This window comes from Sphaerisporangium sp. TRM90804 (assembly GCF_029846175.1).
Lineage (GTDB): Bacteria > Actinomycetota > Actinomycetes > Streptosporangiales > Streptosporangiaceae > Sphaerisporangium.
Window position 1 is genome coordinate 412,777 of record NZ_JARWAC010000010.1, and the last position, 20,332, is coordinate 433,108.

The 20,332-nt window shown below is 73.2% G+C and carries 19 protein-coding genes; 8 read left to right on the plus strand and 11 right to left on the minus strand.

Annotated elements, in window-relative coordinates:
* Positions 1 to 30: 30 nt before the first annotated feature.
* The 6 genes from PYR91_RS14620 to PYR91_RS14645 all read right to left on the minus strand — a co-directional run bounded on the left by PYR91_RS14620 (position 31) and on the right by PYR91_RS14645 (position 7,352).
* Positions 31 to 1,416, minus strand: a complete 1,386-nt coding sequence (locus PYR91_RS14620) for a PfkB family carbohydrate kinase (RefSeq protein WP_279780325.1) — start codon at positions 1,414 to 1,416, stop codon at positions 31 to 33.
* Positions 1,413 to 1,964, minus strand: a complete 552-nt coding sequence (locus PYR91_RS14625; RefSeq protein WP_279780326.1) for an SIS domain-containing protein — start codon at positions 1,962 to 1,964, stop codon at positions 1,413 to 1,415. The genes PYR91_RS14620 and PYR91_RS14625 overlap by 4 nt, the downstream gene beginning before the upstream one ends.
* Positions 1,965 to 1,968: 4 nt before the next feature.
* Positions 1,969 to 3,171 (minus strand): glycosyltransferase, encoded by a 1,203-nt coding sequence (locus PYR91_RS14630; RefSeq protein WP_279780327.1) that lies wholly within the window; start codon positions 3,169 to 3,171, stop codon positions 1,969 to 1,971.
* A 37-nt stretch (positions 3,172 to 3,208) separates the two neighbouring features.
* Complete coding sequence (locus tag PYR91_RS14635) at positions 3,209 to 4,261, minus strand: glycosyltransferase family 9 protein (RefSeq protein ID WP_347943119.1); 1,053 nt, start codon at positions 4,259 to 4,261, stop codon at positions 3,209 to 3,211.
* Positions 4,262 to 4,509: 248 nt separating this feature from the next.
* Positions 4,510 to 5,592, minus strand: coding sequence for a glycosyltransferase (locus PYR91_RS14640; protein ID WP_279780329.1), 1,083 nt, complete (start codon positions 5,590 to 5,592; stop codon positions 4,510 to 4,512).
* Positions 5,589 to 7,352: a carbamoyltransferase C-terminal domain-containing protein gene (locus PYR91_RS14645; RefSeq protein WP_279780330.1), complete on the minus strand. Its 1,764-nt coding sequence runs from the start codon at positions 7,350 to 7,352 to the stop codon at positions 5,589 to 5,591. Before PYR91_RS14645 ends, PYR91_RS14640 begins: the two co-directional genes overlap by 4 nt.
* A gap of 198 nt (positions 7,353 to 7,550) precedes the next feature.
* Here PYR91_RS14645 and PYR91_RS14650 point away from each other — a divergent pair, with 198 nt between their 5' ends.
* On the plus strand, positions 7,551 to 8,516 hold the full coding sequence (locus PYR91_RS14650) for a glycosyltransferase (RefSeq protein ID WP_279780331.1): 966 nt from the start codon (positions 7,551 to 7,553) through the stop codon (positions 8,514 to 8,516).
* Here the strand turns inward: PYR91_RS14650 and PYR91_RS14655 are convergent.
* The 3 genes from PYR91_RS14655 to PYR91_RS14665 all read right to left on the minus strand — a co-directional run bounded on the left by PYR91_RS14655 (position 8,463) and on the right by PYR91_RS14665 (position 10,471).
* Positions 8,463 to 9,047 (minus strand): DUF6817 domain-containing protein, encoded by a 585-nt coding sequence (locus PYR91_RS14655; protein ID WP_279780332.1) that lies wholly within the window; start codon positions 9,045 to 9,047, stop codon positions 8,463 to 8,465. The two genes, PYR91_RS14650 and PYR91_RS14655, sit on opposite strands and share 54 nt — an antisense overlap.
* Before the next feature lie 171 nt (positions 9,048 to 9,218).
* Positions 9,219 to 10,298, minus strand: a complete 1,080-nt coding sequence (locus tag PYR91_RS14660; protein ID WP_279780333.1) for a CapA family protein — start codon at positions 10,296 to 10,298, stop codon at positions 9,219 to 9,221.
* Positions 10,295 to 10,471: a hypothetical protein gene (locus PYR91_RS14665; RefSeq protein ID WP_279780334.1), complete on the minus strand. Its 177-nt coding sequence runs from the start codon at positions 10,469 to 10,471 to the stop codon at positions 10,295 to 10,297. Before PYR91_RS14665 ends, PYR91_RS14660 begins: the two co-directional genes overlap by 4 nt.
* 214 nt (positions 10,472 to 10,685) lie before the next feature.
* Between PYR91_RS14665 and PYR91_RS14670 the strand changes: the two genes are divergently transcribed.
* On the plus strand, positions 10,686 to 11,435 hold the full coding sequence (locus tag PYR91_RS14670; protein WP_279780335.1) for an HNH endonuclease family protein: 750 nt from the start codon (positions 10,686 to 10,688) through the stop codon (positions 11,433 to 11,435).
* A 141-nt stretch (positions 11,436 to 11,576) separates the two neighbouring features.
* Here PYR91_RS14670 and PYR91_RS14675 read toward each other — a convergent pair whose 3' ends face one another.
* Positions 11,577 to 11,894, minus strand: coding sequence for a hypothetical protein (locus PYR91_RS14675; RefSeq protein WP_279780336.1), 318 nt, complete (start codon positions 11,892 to 11,894; stop codon positions 11,577 to 11,579).
* A 262-nt stretch (positions 11,895 to 12,156) separates the two neighbouring features.
* On the minus strand, positions 12,157 to 13,179 hold the full coding sequence (locus PYR91_RS14680; RefSeq protein WP_279780337.1) for a LacI family DNA-binding transcriptional regulator: 1,023 nt from the start codon (positions 13,177 to 13,179) through the stop codon (positions 12,157 to 12,159).
* A 394-nt stretch (positions 13,180 to 13,573) separates the two neighbouring features.
* On the opposite strand from PYR91_RS14680, the gene PYR91_RS14685 reads away from it, so the two are divergent.
* From PYR91_RS14685 to PYR91_RS14710, 6 genes are all read left to right on the plus strand, one after another.
* The gene (locus PYR91_RS14685; protein WP_279780338.1) at positions 13,574 to 15,331 is read left to right on the plus strand and encodes an ABC transporter substrate-binding protein; all 1,758 of its coding nucleotides are present in this window, start codon (positions 13,574 to 13,576) and stop codon (positions 15,329 to 15,331) included.
* 54 nt (positions 15,332 to 15,385) lie between these two features.
* Complete coding sequence (locus PYR91_RS14690) at positions 15,386 to 16,381, plus strand: ABC transporter permease (protein WP_279780339.1); 996 nt, start codon at positions 15,386 to 15,388, stop codon at positions 16,379 to 16,381.
* On the plus strand, positions 16,378 to 17,262 hold the full coding sequence (locus PYR91_RS14695; protein WP_279780340.1) for an ABC transporter permease: 885 nt from the start codon (positions 16,378 to 16,380) through the stop codon (positions 17,260 to 17,262). The genes PYR91_RS14690 and PYR91_RS14695 overlap by 4 nt, the downstream gene beginning before the upstream one ends.
* Positions 17,259 to 18,200 (plus strand): ABC transporter ATP-binding protein, encoded by a 942-nt coding sequence (locus PYR91_RS14700; RefSeq protein WP_279780341.1) that lies wholly within the window; start codon positions 17,259 to 17,261, stop codon positions 18,198 to 18,200. Before PYR91_RS14695 ends, PYR91_RS14700 begins: the two co-directional genes overlap by 4 nt.
* Positions 18,200 to 19,105 carry an ATP-binding cassette domain-containing protein gene (locus tag PYR91_RS14705; RefSeq protein WP_279780342.1) on the plus strand — a complete coding sequence of 302 codons (906 nt, stop codon included), beginning with the start codon at positions 18,200 to 18,202 and terminating at the stop codon, positions 19,103 to 19,105. Before PYR91_RS14700 ends, PYR91_RS14705 begins: the two co-directional genes overlap by 1 nt.
* 208 nt (positions 19,106 to 19,313) lie before the next feature.
* Positions 19,314 to 20,021, plus strand: coding sequence for a hypothetical protein (locus PYR91_RS14710; RefSeq protein ID WP_279780343.1), 708 nt, complete (start codon positions 19,314 to 19,316; stop codon positions 20,019 to 20,021).
* Positions 20,022 to 20,332 lie beyond the last annotated feature (311 nt).

Here is a 20,332-nt window from a genome sequence, read left to right on the forward strand (position 1 = left end):
CTGGGCCGTGACGACACCCGTCCCGCGAGGTCAGATCACCTCCTGGGCGGCCGCGATGAGCCCGGTCGTGGAGTGGCCGGGCACGGTGGGCAGCACGACGATCTCCCCGCCGCAGCGGCGGACCGCCTCGGCCTCGGGCAGTTCGAGCCCGGTGTAGTCGCCGCCCTTCACCCACACGTCGGGACGCAGCCGCTCGATCAGCGCGCTCGGGGTGTCCTCGGTGAAGACGGCGACCGCGTCTACGCAGCCGAGCGCGCGCAGGATGTCCACCCGGTCGCGCTCGCCGACGACCGGCCGCCCGGGGCCCTTCAGGCGCCGGACCGACTCGTCGGCGTTGACGCAGACGATCAGCGCGTCGCCCAGCGCCCTGGCCTGCCGCAGCAGGCTGACGTGGCCGGCGTGCAGCAGGTCGAAGCACCCTCCGGTGGCGATCAGCGTGCCGCCGGTCGACCGCAGCAGGGCCGCCAGCTCCGTGGCCGTCCGGGGACGGTCGCAGAGCGGCGGCTCGGGCAGGCGGATGGCCGCCGCGCCGCCCGCCGCGACGTAGCGCGCCGCCTCGGCGACGGCCGTCCGCACCGCGTCCTGCACACGGGCGCCGTCCCGCAGGGCCAGCGCCGCCGCGGAGGCGAACCGGTCGCCGGCGCCGCAGGCGTCCTGCCCGGCGACCGGCGACGGCGGCGGCACGCTCAGCGTCTCGCCGGTCCGGCACGCGAGCACCGCGCCCCTGTTGCCGAGCGTGACGGCGACCGCCTCCGCGTGCAGGTCGCGCACCAGGTCGCGGGCCGCCGTCACCGGGGCCGCGTGCGGCCGGGCCGTGTCCGGGGCGGTGGACGGCCGCGCGCGCAGCTCCGCCGCCTCGGCCTCGCTCGGCGTGACCAGCGAGCAGCCCGGCACGGGCAGGGAACCGGACGGGTGGGGGTCCCAGACCACGGGCACGGCGGGACAGCGCAGCAGGTCGCGGACGGCCTCGGCCACGCCGCGCCCGTAGTCGGAGACCAGCACCGCGCCGGCGTCGCGCAGCGCGCGGGCCGCGCGCCCGCCGTCGGGGCCGCGCCAGGCCCGGCCGTCGCCGGTGTCGACACGCAGCAGGGTCTGGCCGCGCGCGCGGATCCGCGTCTTGCGCGAGGTGGCGCCGCGCAGCGGCAGCCGCACCACCTCGGCGAAGCCCGAAAGCAGGCCGCGCAGGCGCTGCCCCGCGGCGTCCTCGCCGAGGGCGGTGATCAGCACCACCTCGGCGCCCTCCCTGGCCGCGAGCAGCGCCGCGAGGCCCGCGCCGCCCGGGCGCCTGCTCTCCCGCCGCCCCCGGACGACCGGCACCGGCGCGTCGGGGCACAGCCGGTCGGCGTCGCCCTCGATGTCCACGTCGAGCAGCGAGTCGCCCACGACGACGATCGGCCCCGGGACGCGCGCGCTCATGCGTCCGGCTCCTCGATCACGTCGCACAGCATGTGGATCACCGCGAGGTGGACCTCCTGCACGGTGGCCGTGTCCTCCGCCGGGACGGCGAGCGCCTCGTCGCACCGCCCGGTCAGCGGGTTGGGCGCCGGGCCGGTCAGCGCCCACGCCAGCAGGCCGCACTCGCGCGCCGCGTCCGCCGCCGCCAGCACGTTGGCGCTGGCCCCGCTGGTGGACAGGCACAGCAGCACGTCGCCCGGCCGCCCGTGGGCGCGCACCTGCCGGGCGTAGACCTCGCGGGGGCCGAAGTCGTTGCCGATCGCGCTGGAGGAGGAGGTGTCGGCGTGCAGCGGGATCGCCGCGTAGGGAGGGCGGTCGGTGCGGAAGCGGCCGACCAGCTCGGCCGTCAGGTGCTGGGCCTCGGCGGCCGAGCCGCCGTTGCCGCAGACCAGCAGCCGGCCGCCGCCCTTCAGCACGGACGCCAGCTTCCGTCCCCACACGTAGATCTTGGGAGTGTCCGCGTTGACGGCGGACAGCGCGTCGCTCAGCCTGGTCAGGTGCGGATGCATGGCCTCACCCCTCCGCCGCGGCGAGCCGGTCGGTCCGCTCGCCGGCCAGTGCGCGGTACACCGACTCGGTCTGGGCAGCCACGTGCGGCCACCCGTAGCTGGAGCGGGCGCGGCGCACCCCGGCCGCGGCGAGCGAGGCCCGCAGCTCCGGCCGGGTGAGCAGCTCGCCCAACGCCCTGGCGAGCAGCCGGGCGCGGCGCGGCGGCACCAGCACACCGCAGCCGGCCACCGTGTCCAGGTGCCCGCCCACCGACGAGGCCACCACGGGGACCCCGCACGCCATCGCCTCGACCGGCACCATGCCGAACGGCTCGTACCAGGGCACCGCCACCACGACCTGGACCGACCGCATCAGCGCCGGCACGTCCGCCCGGGCCACGCTGCCGATGAGGCGCACCCGGGGGGCGAGCCCGGAGGCCGACGCCAGGCCGCGCAGGCGCAGCCACTCCTCGTCCCCGGGCTCGCCCCCGGCCACGATGAGCTGGGCGCCGGGCACGTGCGGCAACGCCTCGATGATCGTGTCGACGCCCTTGCGCGGGACCAGCCGGCCGATGCTCAGCACCCGCGCCTGCCCGTCCTGCTCGGCGTGCCGGGCGATCGGCCCGTCGGGGCGGAACAGGTCGAGGTCGACGCCGCACGGCACGACCCGTATCCGGTCGCCGGGCACGCCGATCGCGGCCAGTTCCTCGGCCTCGTCGGAGCAGGTGGCGATGACGGCGGCCGCGTGCCGTCCGATGTGGCGCTCGACGGCGGCCCGGTTGGCGGGGCTGGTGTCGGCCGCGCCCTGCCAGCGGCGCTTCACGGTGCCGAGCGCGTGGAAGGTCTGCACGACGGGCACGCCGAGCCCGTTGGCGGCGGTGAGCGAGGCCATCCCGCTCATCCAGAAGTGCGCGTGGGCGACGTCCGGGCGGTCGACGGCCCAGCGGCGGGCGAGGTGGGCGGCGAAGGCGGGCATGTGCGGGAGCAGTTCGTCCTTGGGCAGCGGCGCGGGCGGCCCGGCCGGGACGTGCTCGACGGTCACGCCCGGCGCCATCACCCTGGTGGCGGGGCCGTCCGGGCCGGTCCTGCGGGTGTAGACGGTGATCTCGTGCCCCAAGGCGGCCAGGGCGGCCGACAGGCCCGCCACGTGGACGTTCTGCCCGCCGGCGTCGACTCCGCCGACCGCCGCCAGCGGGTCGGCGTGTTCGGAGACCATGGCGATCCTCATGTGCCCGCCCCTTCCGCCTTCTTCATGTGGCACCTGCTCATGTGGCGCCCTTCGCGACGACCCCGGGCCGGGGCGGCGGGACCGGCGGGACGCCGGCCAGCCTGAGGACCGTGCCGGCGACCTGCTCGGGGGTTACCGACGACAGGCACGGATGGCCGGGCACCGGGCACACGCGCGCCCTGGTCCCCCGGCAGGGGGCGTTCTGGTCGCCCAGCAGCACCACCGGCACGCGGTACGGCGCCCAGCGCCCGGCCGGGACGACGGGGGCGAACAGGCTGACCACCGGCGTCCCGGTCGCCGCCGCCAGGTGCGCGGGGCCGGTGTTGGCGACCACCACCACCGACGCGCCGGCGAGCACGGCGGCCAGCTCGGGCAGGCTCGTCACCCCGCCCAGGTCGAGGCCGTGGGCTCCGGCGACCCGCGCGGTGAGCGCCTGCTCCCCGGAGTCGCCGGTCACGACCACGCGCAGCCCGGCGAGCGTCAGGTCCCGCACCGTCCGCGCGTGCAGCTCCGGCGGCCAGGCCCGGGCGGGCGCCGAGGTGCCGGGATGGACGACCACGTAGCCGGGCGGCCCGGTCAGGTGGCCGACGGACGGCAGCGGGCGGCGTACGGCGAGCGCGCCGTCGTCGCCGGGCGGCAGCTCGAACCCGGCGGCGCGGGCCAGGCCGAGCATGCGGACGGTCTCCGGGACGTCGGCGGCCTCGTCCACGAGGTGGCGGACGTCGAGCAGCGAGCCCGGGTAGTCCTCGCTGATGGCCGCGACGCAGGGCGTGCCCGCGAGGCGCAGCAGCAGGGCGAGCGGCAGCGACGACTGGTGGAAGGAGGTGAGGATGAGCGCCGTGTCCGGCGCCGCCCTCTCGACCATGGCGACCAGGCGTTCGGCGTGCGCCCGGGTGAGCGGCCGCGGCTCGGGGTCGATCCACGGCGCCCGCCACTCCAGCACCGAGTCCACGCCCGGCAGCAGCTGTGCGGCGGCGCCCCCGTTCGGCCCGGTCAGCAGCGTGACCCGCCGCGCCCCGGCCGCAACCGCCCGGATCGCGGGCCCGGCCAGCAGCACGTCCCCCGCGTTGTCCAGCCGGGCCACCAGCACATGCCCGCCCGGTCCGCCGTCCCCGCCCCCAGCGGGCCCGGCGGCGGCGGCGGTTCCGCCCACCCCGCCGGGAGCGCGTCCGTTCTCCGCGCCGGGCGAGCGGTCGGTCCGCGGACGGGGCGGGTGGTCGCTCTCCGGGCCGGGTACGCGGTCGTCCTCCCCACCGGGCGCGTGTCCGTTCCCCGCACCGGGTGTGCGTCCGTTCTCCGGGCCTGGTGCGCGGCCGTCGCCGGGACGCCGCGGGCCGGTCATCGGCGCACCCGCAGTTCTCCCCGGAGGCGGTGCGCGCAGGCGGCCGGCGGGATCACCACGCCGGTGACGGCCATCCGGAGCACCTCGCCCGGCGTGCGGGGCCCGGGCGCGAGCCGCGCCCACACGAACTCGGCCGTGAGCGCGAGCCACCCCGCCCCGGCGCCCGACGCGAGCAGCGCCCACAGGCGCCGTCCCCGCGGCGGGCGTCCCGCCGGTGACGCCGGCGGGCCGAGGGCGATGAGCGACCTGGCGGCCGACGCGCGAACGCCGTCCCGGCCCGGCGGGCTTCCGGGCCGGAACGTTCCACGGGCGTTCGGCGGCGCGTGCGCCGGGGAGGTCAGGGCCAGGACGGCGGCCACGGTGCCGAGCAGGCCGAGGACGGTGATGGCCGCGTGCCGGCGCAGGCGGCCGGGGGCGCCGCCGACGGCCCGCCGCCAGCCCGCGCCGTGTACGCGCCGCATCAGCGCGTCGTCGGCGTTGCCGCGCTGGGCGCGCACGCTGGACCAGAAGCCGTCGTCGCGCACGGGATGGCGGCTGACGCGCTCTCCCACGACGAGCTCGTGGCCCGCCGCGAGCAGCCGGAGCGCGAGGTCGGCGTCCTCCCGGTAGGCGCGGGGGAAGCGCTCGTCGAACCCCCCGGCCTTCTCCAGGGCCGCGACCCGGTACGCCATGTCGGCGGTCGCCCAGCGCGCACGGGACAGGCCCGCCGTGTCGCGCTCGGCGTCGGTGGCCGCCCTCCCGGCGGGCAGCGGAACTTCGAGGCGTCCCTGGGAACCGGCCACGCCCTCGGGCAGGGCGGCGAGGTCGGCGCGCAGCGCCTCCCCCCACCGCGGCCCGGGGACCACGTCGTCGTCGAGGAACGCGACCCACGGGGTGCCGGCCGCCTGCCACCCCGCGTTGCGCGCCGCCGCCGGGCCGCGCCCCCCGGTGCGCAGCACCCGGACGCCCGGCGGCACCCGTAGGGCGGGGAAGGCGCGGCGGCGGTCGTCCACCACGACGACCGGCGTGCCGGGGCCGACGGCGTCGATCGTCCTGCCGAGGCTGCGGCGGCCGACGGTGGGGATCACGACGGTGATCACGAGGCGCCCACCTCTCCGCGCCGGACGATGTACGGCCCGAGCACCAGGACGTCGACCGGCGCGGAGCCGAAGCACTCCAGCGCGTCGCGGGGGTCGTCGACCATGGGCCGGCCCGCGGTGTTGAGGCTGGTGTTGACCACCACCGGCAGCCCGGTGCGGGCCTCGAACGCGTCGAGCAGCCCGGCGAGCAGCGGCTCGGCCGCCCGGTCGACGGTCTGCACACGGGCCGTCCCGTCGGTGTGGACGACGGCCGGGATGCGGTCGCGCCACTCGGGGCGCACGTCGTGCACGAACAGCATGTACGGGCTCGGCAGCGGGCCGCGGGTGAAGATCTCGTGCGCGCGGTCGGCGAGCACCATCGGGGCGATCGGCCGGAACGGCTCGCGCCCTTTGACGGCGTTGAGCCGCTCGGTGTTGGCCGCGCGCCCCGGGTGGGCGAGCAGCGAGCGCCTGCCGAGCGCCCGGGGCCCGTACTCCGACCGTCCCTGGAACCAGGCCACGATGCGGTCGGCGGCCAGGTCCTCGGCCACCGCGCCCGCCAGGTCGCGGGGGCGGCGGAAGGGCAGCCGGGCGCCGGTCAGCCAGGCGCCCAGCTCCTCCTCGGTCCACTCCCGGCCGAGGTCGGCGCCGGTCATCGGCGCCACGGGCTCGCCGTAGAGGTGCGCCAGGTACAGCGCGCCACCGAGCGCGGTTCCGGCGTCGCCCGCGGCGGGCTGCACCCAGATGTCCTCGAAGGGCCCTTCGGCGAGCAGCCGGGTGTTGGCGACGCAGTTCAGCGCGACCCCGCCGGCCATCGTCAGGTATCGCTCGCCGGTGCGGCCGTGCAGCCAGGAGGCCAGCTCCAGCAGCACCTCCTCCAGCCTGGCCTGCACGCTGGCCGCCAGGTCGGCGTGGTCGGACGTCAGGGTCCCGCCGTGGGCGAGCCCGCCGCCTCCCGCGGGCGCGCCGTCGCGCTCGTCCGCCTCCGTGTCGCCCCTGCCGAGCGCCTTGGCGTACCCGCTCCAGTCGATCGGCTCGACGCGGAACCCGCCGTCGCCGGTGGTGTAGATCAGTTCCCGCAGCGCGCCGAGGTGGCGAGGCTCGCCGTAGGAGGCCAGGGCCATCACCTTGTACTCGTCGCTGGAGCGCAGGAAGCCCAGGTGCTCGGTGAGCTCCTCGTACATCAGCCCGAGCGAGTGCGGCAGCTCCTGGGCGGCCAGCACGGTTAGGTCGCCGCCGCGGTAGTGCCCGGCCAGGTGCGACACCGCCTCGCCGCGCCCGTCGCAGACCAGGACCGCCGAGTCGCGGTACGGCGCGGCCAGGCCCGCCGACGCCGCGTGGGCCACGTGGTGGGGGACGTAGCGCACCTGGGCGGTGTCCAGGCCGGGCAGGGCGGTGGCGAGGAACGCCGGGGCGCGCCGGGCGTACGTCGTGCGCAGCTCCTCCCAGTCGGGCGCGGTGTCGCGTGCGGGGAGGTCCCAGCTCCTGGCGCCCGCGCGGCCGCTCGGCCGCCGGGGCCCGGGGTCGCCGGCGCCGGGCGCCACGAGGTCGGGGTCGTAGGAGTAGGCGACGCCGTCCAGGTCCTCCGGTCGCAGGCCCGCCTGCCGCAGGCACCACGCGGCGGCCAGTTCGGGGAGTTCCCAGGCCGAGAACGGCACCGGGCGCTTGCCGTGCTTGCGGCGGCTGAAGCGTTCCTCCTCCGCGGCCGCCACGACCTCTCCGTCCACGACCAAGGCGGCTGCCGGGTCGTGGAATATGGCGTTGATCCCCAGAAAGCGCATCGGCGTACCTCCGTTGGACCGCAACGGGTCTGGTTACCGAGAGAAGCGGCTCTCAAACGACGCTTTGCGGATAAGTCGAGGTAGAAAGGTGTGAATCTTGAACTTTGTCACTCTACGTAGTTGTTGACGTAGTTTGTCGGCCTGGCCGCCGGGTACCCAGAACATCGGGACGGTCTCCCCCGGAGGCGAGGTGATCCGGTGCGGATCCTGTTCTGGCACGTGCACGGCTCGTGGGCCACCGCGTTCGTGCAGGGCGCCCACGACTACGTCGTCCCGCTGGTCCCGGGGCGCGGTCCCGACGGCCTCGGACGGGCGCGCACCTACCCGTGGCCGGCGGCCGTGCGCGAGGTCTGCGCTGACCGGCTGGGCGAGCAGGACTTCGACCTGGTGGTGCTCCAGCGGCCGCACGAGGCCGAGCTGGCCGAACGCTGGACCGGACGTCGGCCGGGGCGCGACGTGCCGGCCGTCTACGTCGAGCACAACACGCCCGCGGGCGACGTGCCGCGCACCCGCCACCCGCTGGCCGGCCAGGACGCCGTGCCGCTGGTGCACGTCACGCACTTCAACGAGCTGTACTGGGACGCGGGACGCGCGCCGGTGCGGGTGATCGAGCACGGCGTCGTCGACCCCGGCCATCGGTACACCGGCGAGCTGCCCCGGGCCGGTGTCGTGGTCAACGAGCCGGTACGCCGCACGCGGGTCGCCGGCACCGACCTGCTCCCGGTCTTCGCCTCCGCGGTGCCGCTGGACGTGTTCGGCATGAAGGTGACCGGCCTCGCCGAGGCCCTGGGCGTGCCCGCCGACCGGCTCGGCGCCTTCGAGGACCTCCCGCAGGCCGCCATGCACGCCGAGCTGGCACGGCGGCGGGTCTACCTGCACCCCTACCGGTGGACCTCGCTCGGCCTGGCTCTGATCGAGGCCATGCTGCTCGGCCTGCCCGTCGTGGCGCTCGCCGCCACCGAGGCCGTCGAGGCGGTGCCCGCGGAGGCCGGGGTCGTGTCCACCCGGCCGGCCACCCTGACCGCCGCCCTGAAGGAGTTCGCGGCCGACCCCGCGCTCGCCCGCCGTGCGGGCGAGGCCGCGCGGGCCGCCGCCCTGGCGAGGTACGGCCTAAAGCGGTTCCTCGCCGACTGGGACCGCCTCTTCGCCGACGTCACCCGCTGACGCCCCCGGTGCGAGCACGGCCTCGCACGCTGCCCAGGCGGCGTCGCCGAGCAGCGGCCGGAAGCGGGTGAACAGGGCGAGCAGTCCGGCGCCGTGCCGGTGGCGGAACTCCGGGCTGACGCGGGCGATGTCCAGCTCGTTGGCGGCGGTCAGCTCGGCGAGGTCGCGCCGCCGCTGGAGCGAGGGGGCGTGCCGCTCGCCGGTGAACCGGTCGCGGTACACGGCCCCGTCCTCGGCGAGCGCCGGGTAGGTGAACCCCCGGTCGCAGGCGGCGTAGAAGTACACCAGCGCCTCCGCCTCCGGTCCGGCGGCCTTCGCCAGCACGTCCCTCTCGGTGAGCTCCAGCAGCGCGACCGGGAAGCCGTCGGTGCCGTAGAAGGCGTGGCACAGGCCCGCCTCGCGGAGCGCGGGCCGCGCCCCCCATTCGGCGAGCAGGGCGCTCACCCGCCGCAGATGCGCCAGCAGCGTTCCGCCCGGGTGCTCGATCGTCTCGGCGCCGCGGGCCACGAGCAGGTCGATGGTCGAGGTCATCGCCCCATGCTCTCAGCCCGCGCCCCCCCGGGCCCGCGCGGGGCGCCGCGTGAGCCGGCTCGCGAGGGCGTCACCCCGCGATGAAGGCTGCCGTGGCCGGCAGCGCGTCCGGGGCGTCCCGCAGGATGGCGTCCCTCCCGCCGTGAAGGCGGCCGCGCGCCCCGCCCGTCGTCAGCCGGCGGGTTCGGCCGAGAGGTCGGAGCAGGGGCGCAGGGCGTCGAAGCGGCGCCGCTCGGCCTCGGCCAGCTTGCCGGTGAGCGGCACCGGCTGGCCGGTGCCGGAGACGATGGCGGGCACCAGCTCCTGCTTGACCACGGTGTCCTTGCGCACGGTGAGCTTCAGCACCCCGGTGTTGCGCGACGAGGCGCCGAGGCCGGGGCTGTACCACAGGAAGTTGCCCAGCCCGTAGGCGACGTAGGCGCGGCCCAGCCACCCGGCGCCCTGCAGCACGTGGGCGTGGGCGCCGACGATGACGTCGGCCCCGGCCTCGGCGAGCCGGGCGGCGAAGCGCTTCTGCCGGTCGTCGGCGCAGATCTGGTACTCGGTGCCCCAGTGCGGCATGACGATGATCAGATCGCTGTCGGCCCTGGCCGCCGAGACCGCCTTCAGGGCCCGGTCCTCGTCGAAGGCCATCGCGATGCCCGACCGGTCGTCCTTGGCCGCCCACGGCTCGGCCAGGTCGTCGACCTGGCTGAAGCCGAACACCGCGATGCGCAGCCCCCGCACGGTGGTGCGCCACGGCGCGAACGCCTGGGCGGCGTTCTTCCCGGCGCCGAAGACGGGGAGCTTGCCGCGCCTGGCGTACACGAGGGTGTCGGACAGGCCGACCCTGCCGTAGTCGAGCGTGTGGTTGTTGGCCAGCGAGACGGCGTCCACCCCGGCCGCCAGCAGTGCGCGCACCGCGCGCTTGTCGGTGCGGAACAGGTAGTTCTTCTGCTCGGCGGTGCCCCGCGTGGTGATCGGGGTCTCCAGGTTGAGCAGGGTGACGTCGCTCGATGACAGGACCTCGGCGATCGGCCCGAACGCCTTGTCGGGGTCCTTCAGCAGCTCGGCCGTGCGCCGCATGAAGTGCACGTCGCCGGCGAACGCCAGCGTCACCTCCGGGCCGGTCGGCACGGGCCTCGCGGGCTCCGCCGGGCCCGTCAGGGACCCGCAGCCGGCCGCCAGCAGCACGGCCGCGGCGGTCAGCACGGGCAGGCACCGGCGGGCGAGCGCGCGGCGCGGGCCCGTGGGCGTCCCGGTGCCCGTCACGGCACGCCCACCAGGGACGCGCGGAAGCCGGGAGGGTGCCTGACCCACGTGTCCACCCTCCAGATCGTTCGGTAGCCGCCGGTCTCGCGGGGACGGCGCGCGGTCGTCGTCGTGGCCGGGCGCGCCGGGCCGTGCGGCACCGCCCGGGTTCGCCTGCCCCGTCGCGTCGCCACGATAGCGGACCTCGCCCGTCCGTTCTGGGAGGACCGGTACCGTCGTGTCTTCGCGGCTTCGCGTCCGCCGATCAAGGCCGCCACGTGCCACGCCTCGGTTCGCCCCGTGCCGCCGGGGGCTCAGGGTCCGCATGTGGCCGTTCCGGAATGCGGGACGACGGTGTCGGGGCGTGGCCGGGCGGGGATGATTTACCTCGTCATTACCCCCCGGAGCATGGAGGCGGCGCTGAGCACGAGCGGGACGGCCGTCGCGGTCGCGGGGGCCCTACTCATCGCCGCGGTGGCCACCCAGGGCGGCTTCGACCGCTCCGCGGGGGCCGAGCGGAAGATCGTTCGTCAGGTCAGCCCGCTGGAGAACCCGCGCGGCACCCGGGCGGGTCTCGATCCGCTCACCTCCCGCGCCGAGCGTGCCGCGGCGGTTCGGCTGATCAAGAAGGTCCGCGTGCGCGGCATGGGCTCGAAGGCGGGGTACAGCCGGGCGCGGTTCGGCGAGAACTGGGCGGATACCGCGCGCGGCGTCCCGTACGCGCGCAACGGCTGCCGCACCCGCGACGACCTGCTCGCCCGCGACGGCGAGGCGCTGGAGTACCGCCGGGGGTCGCGCTGCGTGGTGGTGGCGATGCGGCTGCGGGATCCCTACACCGGCCGCCTGATCCGCTGGAGCAAGCGTGACTCCGGCCGCGTGCAGGTCGACCACGTGGTGCCCCTGTCGTACGAATGGCGCATGGGCGCCTCGCGGTGGCCCAGGGCCAAGCGGGTGCGCATCGCCAACGACCCGCTCAACCTCATGCCGGTCTACGGGCCGGTCAACGAGGCCAAGGGCGGGGCCGGGCCGGCGTCGTGGCTGCCGCCGGTGCGCAGGGTGCGCTGTGCTTATGTGGCCAGGTTCGCGCAGGTGGCGGTCAAGTACGGCCTTCCGGTCACCCGTGCCGACAAGGCGGCGATGCTCGCGCAGTGCCGGTGAGCCCGCGGCCACGGCCCGGGGGCGCCGGGCGGTGCGCCTGGTCGTGCGGCGGTATGACGCTGTGCGCAGTGGATCCTCCCGCTACGGCAGACCTGTGCGTCATGCCGCACCCAGGGCGGGAGTCCACGCCGCCACAGGCGCTCAGTCGCGAGCGCCCACGGGGTGGCGCACCGGGAGGGGGTCCATCGCGGGGTAGCCGACGTGCGGGGTGTCCTGCTGGTTGTGCTGGGGTTCGCGCGTGGCGGCCTCCTGGCGGGGAGGGGCACCCGTGATGCGGCGTACCGCGTCCTCCAGCTCGTCGGTCGTCGCGCCCTCGGCCAGCGGCGCGCCCTGGGTCCGGCCGCGGGGGGTGGCCCAGAACCGGTGGGTGTGCTCGCCGTACCAGACCGTCCAGCCGGGCAGCCTCGCCGCGAGCGCCCGCGCGGCGGCCTTGCCTTCCGAGACCTCGTTCGTCGTCATCACGACCTTCTTCCCGTGGTTCGCCCGTCGCACCGGCGGTACGGCGTGGGCCTGTGCCGGCTCCGCGCCCACCCTGGCGGGTGTCTGTACCTGCCGCTTTCCGACGGTTTGATCGACCAGCATGAACCAGGCCGCTCTGCCCGGATTGTCAGTGGGGAAACCCCCGATCTCCCAAGGTACGGCCCCAAGTTGCAATTTGCGATGAAAAAGCAACCTTGACTGGAGGAGATCGCGAGGGTGAAGACGGCGGTATGACAGGCCGTCAGACCGGCGGCGCGGCCGGCGGCGCCGTGCTGCCGCGCGGGGTCAGGCGGGCGGCCTCGTCCTCGAAACCGGCTACCTCGCCCCCGCTGACCAGGGACAACAGCCGGCTGGCGGCGTGGGCGCCGTAGGCGGGGATATCGCGGCTGAGCGCGGTCAGCGCCGGGCGCACCACCTGCGACAACGGGGAGTCGTCCCAGGCCACGATCGACAGGTCGGCCGGGACGTCGAGCCCCATCTCCTGGGCGACCGACAGCCCGGCCACGGCCATGATGTCGTTGTCGTACACGACGGCGGTGGGCCGGGCGGCGGAGCTGACCAGCCGCCGGGTGGCGCGGGCGCCCTCCTCCCCGGTGTAGTCGGTGTGCACGAGGTGCCCGGTGACGCGCAGCTCCGCGCACACCTCGATGAAGGCCTCGTCGCGAAGGGAGGTGTGCACGAGAGCGGGCAGCCCGGCCACCCGGGCGATCGTGCGGTGCCCGAGCGCCACGAGGTACTCGACGGTCTCGCGGACGGCGGCGGCGTCGTCGGACCACACCGGCACCAGCGAGCCCGACTCGGAGGGATGGCCGATCACCACGGCCGGAAGCCCCAGTGTCCGCAGCTCGGCCACACGACGGTCGTCGAAGTGCAGGTCGACCAGGATGGCGCCGTCGATGCGGCCCTCGCCCCACCAGCGCCGGTAGGTCTCGATCTCGTGGTCGTGGTCGGGGACCACCTGGAGCATGAGCGCGTAGGACCGCGCCGACAGCTCGTTCTCGATGCCGCTGATCAGTTCCATGAAGAACGGCTCCATGCCCAGGATGCGGGCGGGCCGGCACACGGCCAGCCCCACCGTGCGGGCCAGGGCGCCGTTCAGCGCGCGGGCGGCGCTGTTGGGCCGCCAGCCGATCTCCCGGGCGATGGCCTTGATCGCCGCGCGCTTCGCCTCGGAGACCCCGGGACGGTCGTTCAGCGCGTAGGAGACCGCGACCTTGGACACCCCCGCCCGGCGGGCGATGTCGGCGATCGTCGGTCGCTTCACGACCCCCTCCTGAACCGGTTAGCCTCCACTGCTCTGTCGTGCACCCTACTACGCCCCCGGCCATGAAGTCCGGCCCGATGTGCCGGTTCACCCGCCGCTGCTCGATGTCTCAAAGGGGTCACGACCATTGACAGGGCGGCAACATCGAATTTACGTTCGCCGTACTTATCCGGTTCATAACAGGCCCGCAACCAGCGGGCTCCGCGGTACGTCCCGCCGGGCTGTTCAGGCCGCGGGGCGAGGTAGGACGGTCGGCCGCTCCATGCCCTGGAGCGTTTCGCGCAGCGTTTGGGAGCGCTCCCAAGGCCCCGGAGAAGCTCGCCGGGGCCGTCAATCCGGTGCCTGACACATCTTCGGATCCTCCGCGACGACTCGCGGCGTAAGGAGAATCACGATGCGAAACCGAGCGCGGTTCCTGGTCCCGCTCCTGGCGGCCGGCATGGTCGCAGCGGGCTGCACGAGCGGCGGGCCCGCGCCCGCCGGTCAGGGCGCCACGGCGAGCGCCCCCGCCGGCGGCCAGGCCGCCGACCCGAACTCGCTGCCGCGCAACGAGACGCTCTACACCAGCGGCACGCAGTGGGGGCCCCCGGCCAACTTCAACCCGATCCGCGAGTGGGACTCCGCGACCGGCACCAAGGGCCTGGCCTACGAGACGCTCTTCCACTACGACCCCAACGCCGCCAAGCTCGTCCCCTGGCTCGCCGAGAGCGGCACGTGGGTCGACGACAAGACCTACGAGGTTCGGCTCCGCCAGGGCGTGACCTGGTCGGACAAGCAGCCGCTCACCGCGAAGGACGTCGTCTACACCTTCGAGCTCGGCAAGATGAAGACGATCCCCTACGCCAACCTGTGGGACTGGCTCACCAGCGTGGAGGCGGTGGACGACCGCACCGTCAAGTTCAGCTTCTCCAAGGCCAACTACCAGCAGTGGGACTTCAACCTCTACAGCCGCTCCATCGTGCCGCAGCACATCTGGAACGGCCGGTCGGAGGAGGACGTGCTCAACGGGGTGAACGAGAACCCCGTCGGCACCGGCTCCTACACCTACATGAGCCACGACCAGGACCGCGTCGTCTGGAAGAAGCGCGACGACTGGTGGGGCAAGGCCGCGCTCAACATGGACCCCAAGCCGCGCTACATCGTCGACATCGTCAACTCCAGCAACGAGGTGGCGATGGGCCTGCTCCTGCAGAAGGGGCTCGACATGAGCAACAACTTCCTGCCGGGCGCGGCCAACCTGGTCAAGGGCAACTTCGGCATCAGCACCTACTACCCCGAGCCGCCCTACATGCTGTCGGCCAACACGGCGTGGCTGGTGCCCAACACCACCAAGAAGCCGATGGACGACGCCGAGTTCCGCAAGGCCCTGGCCTACTCCGTCGACACCAAGAAGATCGTCGAGGGCGTGTACGGCAACCTCGTCAAGGCCGCCGACCCCACCGGCCTGCTGCCGCAGTGGGACGCCTACATCGACAAGACCGTGACCGCCGAGCACGGCTTCTCCTTCGACACCGCCAAGGCCAAGAAGCTGCTCGCCGACGCCGGGTACCGCGACCGCGACGGCGACGGGCTGGTGGAGAACAAGGACGGCTCGAAGATCAACCTGAAGCTCATCGTCCCCTCCGGCTGGACCGACTGGATGGAGGCCATCCGGGTCATCGCCGCCAGCGCCAAGGAGTCCGGGATCAACATCACCCCCGACTTCCCCGACTTCAACGCCCTGGTGGAGACCCGCGGCTCCGGCAAGTTCGACCTGGTGATCAACAACGAGCGGCAGCTCTCCAACACCCCGTGGACCTACTTCGACTACGTCTTCCAGCTGCCGATCCGCAAGACGCAGAACACGGTCAACTTCGGCCGGTACGAGAACAAGGAGGCCTGGGACCTGGTGCAGAAGCTCGACCAGGTCAAGGCCGACGACGCCGAGGGCATGAAGGCCGTCACCTCGCAGATCGAGAAGATACAGCTCCAGGAGATGCCGATCATCCCGCTCTGGTACAACGGCCTGTGGTCCCAGGTCAGCGGCACCGTGTGGAAGAACTGGCCCTCCTCGGCCGCGGGCACGCCCAAGGCCGCTCCCGCCATGTGGCGCAACTGGCTGGAGCTCGGCGGCTTCGAGACGGTCGCGCAGCTGCAGCCCGTCACCCCCTGACCGGATGACCGCCCCCTCCCCGCCCGCGGGGAGGGGGCATTTCGGAGACCTCTCGTGCGCCAGTACTTCGGCAGGAAACTGCTCGTCTACGGCCTGACGTTCTTCGTCGCCGTCACGATCAACTGGATGATCCCGCGGTTCATGCCCGGCGACCCGGTGGCCAGCATGCTGGCCAGAGCCCGGGTGTCGCAGCCGGAGGCCGTCGAGGCCATGCGGCTCTACTACACCAACCTGTTCGGCTTCGACCAGCCGGTATGGAAGCAGTACCTCAACTTCTGGGCCGCACTGCTCCAGGGCGACTTCGGGATCAGCGTCTGGGTGTTCCCCACGCCGGTGTCGACCGTCATCATGGGCGCGGTGCCGTACACGCTTGGGCTGATGATCCCGGCGGTGCTGCTGAGCTACTTCGTCGGCAACCGGCTCGGCGCGTTCGCGGCGCGGCGCAAGGTGCTCGACAACACGGTGCTGCCGGTGGGGTACGTGCTGACGGCCATGCCGTACATGTGGCTGGCGGTGATCCTGGCCTGGGGGCTCGGCGTCGTGGCAGGCCTGTTCCCGGTGGCAGGCGGCTACAGCTTCGCCATGCGGCCCAACTGGTCGCCGCAGTTCGTCGGCGACCTGCTGCTGCACTGGTTCCTGCCGTTCAGCTCGCTGTTCCTGGTCGCGCTCGGCGGCTGGGCGATCGGCATGCGCAACATGATCATCTATGAGCTGGAGTCGGACTACTCCAACTACCTGGCCGCGCTCGGCGCGCCGCAGCGGCTCATCCGCAGGTACGCGTTCAGGAACGCGATCCTGCCGCAGATCACCGGCCTGGCGCTCCAGCTCGGCGTGCTGGTGGCCGGCGCCCTGGTCACCGAGATCGTGTTCTCCTATCCGGGCCTGGGCAGCCTGATCCTCAAGGCGATCCAGAACCAGGACCTGTTCCTGTTGCAGGGCACGTTCCTGTTCATCGTCCTCGGCGTACTGATCGCCAACTTCGTCATCGACGTCGTCTACGTCGTGGTCGACCCACGCACGAGGACGGGAATGGCAGGGGCCTCCGCATGACCGTCCTCGACACCGCGCTTCCGCCGAGCCCGCCGACCGTGCGGCGCGAGGCCCTGTACTTCGCGCTGCGCAACGGCAAGCTGCTCGTCGGGCTGGGCGTCATCACCGTCTTCCTCGCCACCGGCCTCCTCGGCCCCATGCTGGTGGCGGCGTCGCCGAACGACTACGTCGGCCTGCCCATGCAGCCCCCGTCGTCCGAGCACTGGTTCGGCACCAACACCTTCGGCCAGGACATCTTCGTCCAGTTCGTGCACGGCCTGCGCACCACCTTCGCGGTCGGCGTGCTCGGCGGCGGGCTGGCCGCGATCATCGGCATGGTCGTCGGCTTCGTCGCCGGCTACCGGGGCGGGCTGGTCGACGAGGTGCTGAACATGCTGACCAACATCATCCTGGTGATCCCCACCCTGGCCGTGCTGCTGATCATCAACGCCTACCTCGGCATCCGCAGCGTCGGCGTGCAGGCCCTGTTCATCGGCCTGACCTCCTGGCCGTGGGCGGCCCGGGCCATCAGGGCCCAGACGTTCTCCCTGCGCTCGCGGGAGTTCGTCGACCTGGCCCGGTTGAGCGGCGCCCGCGCCTGGAAGATCATCGTGCGGGAGATCGCGCCGAACATGAGCTCCTACCTGTTCATGACGTTCATCCTGCTGTTCGGCGGGTCCATCCTGATCGCCTCCTCCCTCGACTTCATCGGGCTCGGCCCCACCGAAGGGGTGTCCCTCGGCCTGATGCTGCAGAACGCCCACCAGTGGAGCGCCCTGCACCTCGGCCTGTGGTGGTGGTTCATCCCGCCCGGCGCCGGGATCACCGCGGTCGTCGGCGCGCTGTACGTGGCGAACGTCGGCCTCGACGAGGTCTTCAACCCGAAGCTGAGGGAGACATGAGCCTCACCGTCAACGGACTCCAGGTCTACTACCGGACCCTGAAGGGGGAGGTGAAGGCCCTCGACGGCGTCTCGTTCTCGGTGCGGGACGGGGAGATCCTCGGCCTGGCGGGCGAGTCGGGGTGCGGGAAGACCACCCTGGGCAAGAGCCTCATCCGCATGGACGGCCGCATGCGGCACGCCGGCGGCACCGTCGAGCTGGACGGCGAGAGGCTCCCCATCGCCGACGACGCGCGCATGAACCCCTACCGCTTCCACAAGGTGTCGCTCATCCCGCAGTACTCGATGAGCGCGATGAACCCCACCCGCAAGATCGGCAAGATGGTCGGCGAGCTGCTCAGGTCCCGGGGCGTCAAGCTCGACCGCGCCGACCTGGAGGCCCGGCTCGCGCAGGTGGAGCTGCCGCGCGAGGTGCTCGACCGCTACCCGATCGAGCTGTCGGGCGGCATGAAGCAGCGCATGGTGATGGTGATCTCCACGCTGCTCAACCCGTCCCTGCTGGTCGCCGACGAGATCACCTCGGCGCTGGACGTCTCCACGCAGAAGGCGGTCGCCAGGGCGCTGGCCGGGTTCCGGGACACCGGCTTCGTGAAGAGCATGATCTTCATCACGCACGACATCTCGCTCACGTACCAGATCGCCGACTCGATCATGATCATGTACGCCGGGAAGCTGGCCGAGAAGGCCCCGGCGCGGACGATCGTCACCGCGCCGCGGCATCCCTACACCCGGATGCTCATCGACTCGCTGCCCGAGGTCGGCGTCCGGTACGGCGACAAGAAGCTGTCCGGCATCCCCGGCAGCCCGCCCTCCCTGCTGGACCCGCCCACCGGATGCCGGTTCCGGGACCGCTGCCCCCTGGCGTTCGACAAGTGCGCCGAGGAGCCGCCGGCCCTGGAGGTCGAGCCCGATCACTTCGTCGCGTGCTGGAAGGCATGATGCTCAGACTCGATGGCGTCACGAAGGTGTACAAGGTAGGAGCCTTCGGCGGCAAGACGATGACGGCCGTGGACCGCGTCAGCTTCGACGTCGGGATCGGCGAGGTGGTCTCCCTCATCGGGGAGAGCGGCAGCGGCAAGAGCACGATCGGCCGGATGATCCTCGGGCTGGTGCCCAGCACCGCCGGGTCGATCACCTTCGACGGCGTCGCGGTGAAGCCGGGCAAGGCCTACTACCGCAACGTGCAGGGGGTGTTCCAGGACCCCTTCAGCTCCTACAACCCGGTGTTCAAGGCCGACCGCGTGTTCCAGATGATCAGGCAGGAGTACTTCCCGGGCGTCGCCGACTGGGACGAGCGCGTCGAGGCCGCGCTCGCGGCCGTCCGGCTGAGCCCCGGGCAGGTGCTGCACAAGTTCCCCCACCAGCTCAGCGGCGGCCAGCTCCAGCGCCTGCTCATCGCGCGGGCGCTGCTGCTGGACATCAAGCTGCTGGTCGCCGACGAGATCACCAGCATGCTGGACGCCTCCACGCGCATCGACGTGCTCAACCTGCTCGCCGACCTCAAGTCGCGCGGGCTCGGCGTCCTGTACATCACCCACGACCTGTCGCTCGGCAACTACCTGGCCGAACGCACGGTGGTGCTGCGCCGCGGCGCCGTCGTCGAGATGGGCCTGACCGACCTGGTCTTCGGCGGCCCGCTGCACCCGTACACCCGGCAGCTCCTGTCGGCCGTGCCGCGCCTGCACGCCGCGTGGGAGGACGCCGACCCGGTGGACACCTGCCTCTACCACGACAAGGGGGGCTCCGGCGGCCTGCTGGAGGCCGAGCCCGGCCATTTCGTGGCGTGCGCCGCGCTGCCCGGGTGCCGCGGTGCGGCGGTGAGCCCGGCTTCTCCGAGCGGCTGATTATCCTATATCGGCATTTGGGTGGAATTCAGATATCTCGCAGCCGGATGGTTCTCTAGGTATATTCGCCGTGCGTGAAAATCGCCCCTTCTTCTCGGGCTTATATCTCGTCCGGTAAAGGTAGGGTGGCGGCAAGAATGTCATGTCACCTCCGCCGTCGTGATTTCTGGTGATCCCCATGGGGCACGGTCGAAACTCCGATCGGGTGATGGTTCCCGGCCGTACCACGAGAAGGCGGGGCCGGTTCTCCCCGCTGAGCCGGCGCGGCCTGCCCTTCCGCGTGTGGACGGTCGTTCTCGCGGTCGGGGGCGCCGTCGGCGTCCTGTGGGGCGCCGTCAACGCGGTGATGCAACTCGCCGAGATGGTGCACCCGGCGCCGCGGGAGTCGCCCGCCTTCACCTCGATGCTGCACACCCCCCAGCTCGGGCTGCAGTTCCGGCAGCGACGGCTCGCGGGCCGCATCGCCATGGCGGAGAACGCCCTGCTGGAGACCGTGAAGGTGTCCCTGCGGCGCGAGCCCTTCGAGATCCGCTTCCCGCTGCCGGCCGGGGACGTTCCGGTGCGCGTGTGCGCGTGGCGTGACGCCTCGATATTCACCGTGCGCGCGGGCCACGCCGTCGACGGCATCCCGTTCTTCGCGCCCGGCACCGCGATGCCCGACTCGCGGTACGGCAGCGGGCGGCTGGGGCTGCGGAACGACGCGCACAACAGCCTGGTGGGCGACCGCGTCAGGAGGCCCGCGTCGTCCGCCGGCGGTTACTACGTCAGCGGCGTCGACGACGTCGCGAACGGCGTGAGCATTCCCCTGGTGGAATTCACGGAGAACCTCTATCTGACGGTTCTCGTCGACAAGAACTCCAATGGCGTCGCGGACACGGGGGAGTTCGAGTTCCTCATTCTCGAATTCCACTCCTGAGACGACTGAGCCCTCCGGGATTCGGCTCGCCCCCCGCGGCGGGCACGCGCCCCCGGAGGGACGTCTTCCGGCTTGATGTGACAAATCCGGAATTCGAGTAATTTGGAGTTCCGCTCTACCTGACCTGTCCCCGCAGCCGACGCCCTCGGAGATGGCGCCTTCGGAGATGGCGCCTTCGGCGCAGCCGCGTCAGGCGCGCCCTCTCCCAGAGCACCCCCACCGTCGCGCGAACCGCCCTCGGTGCCCCCGCCTTCACGAGGCCGGTCCTCCCGCGCCTGGTCCGTGCGCCGGAGGTTCCGGCCGGTGGAGGC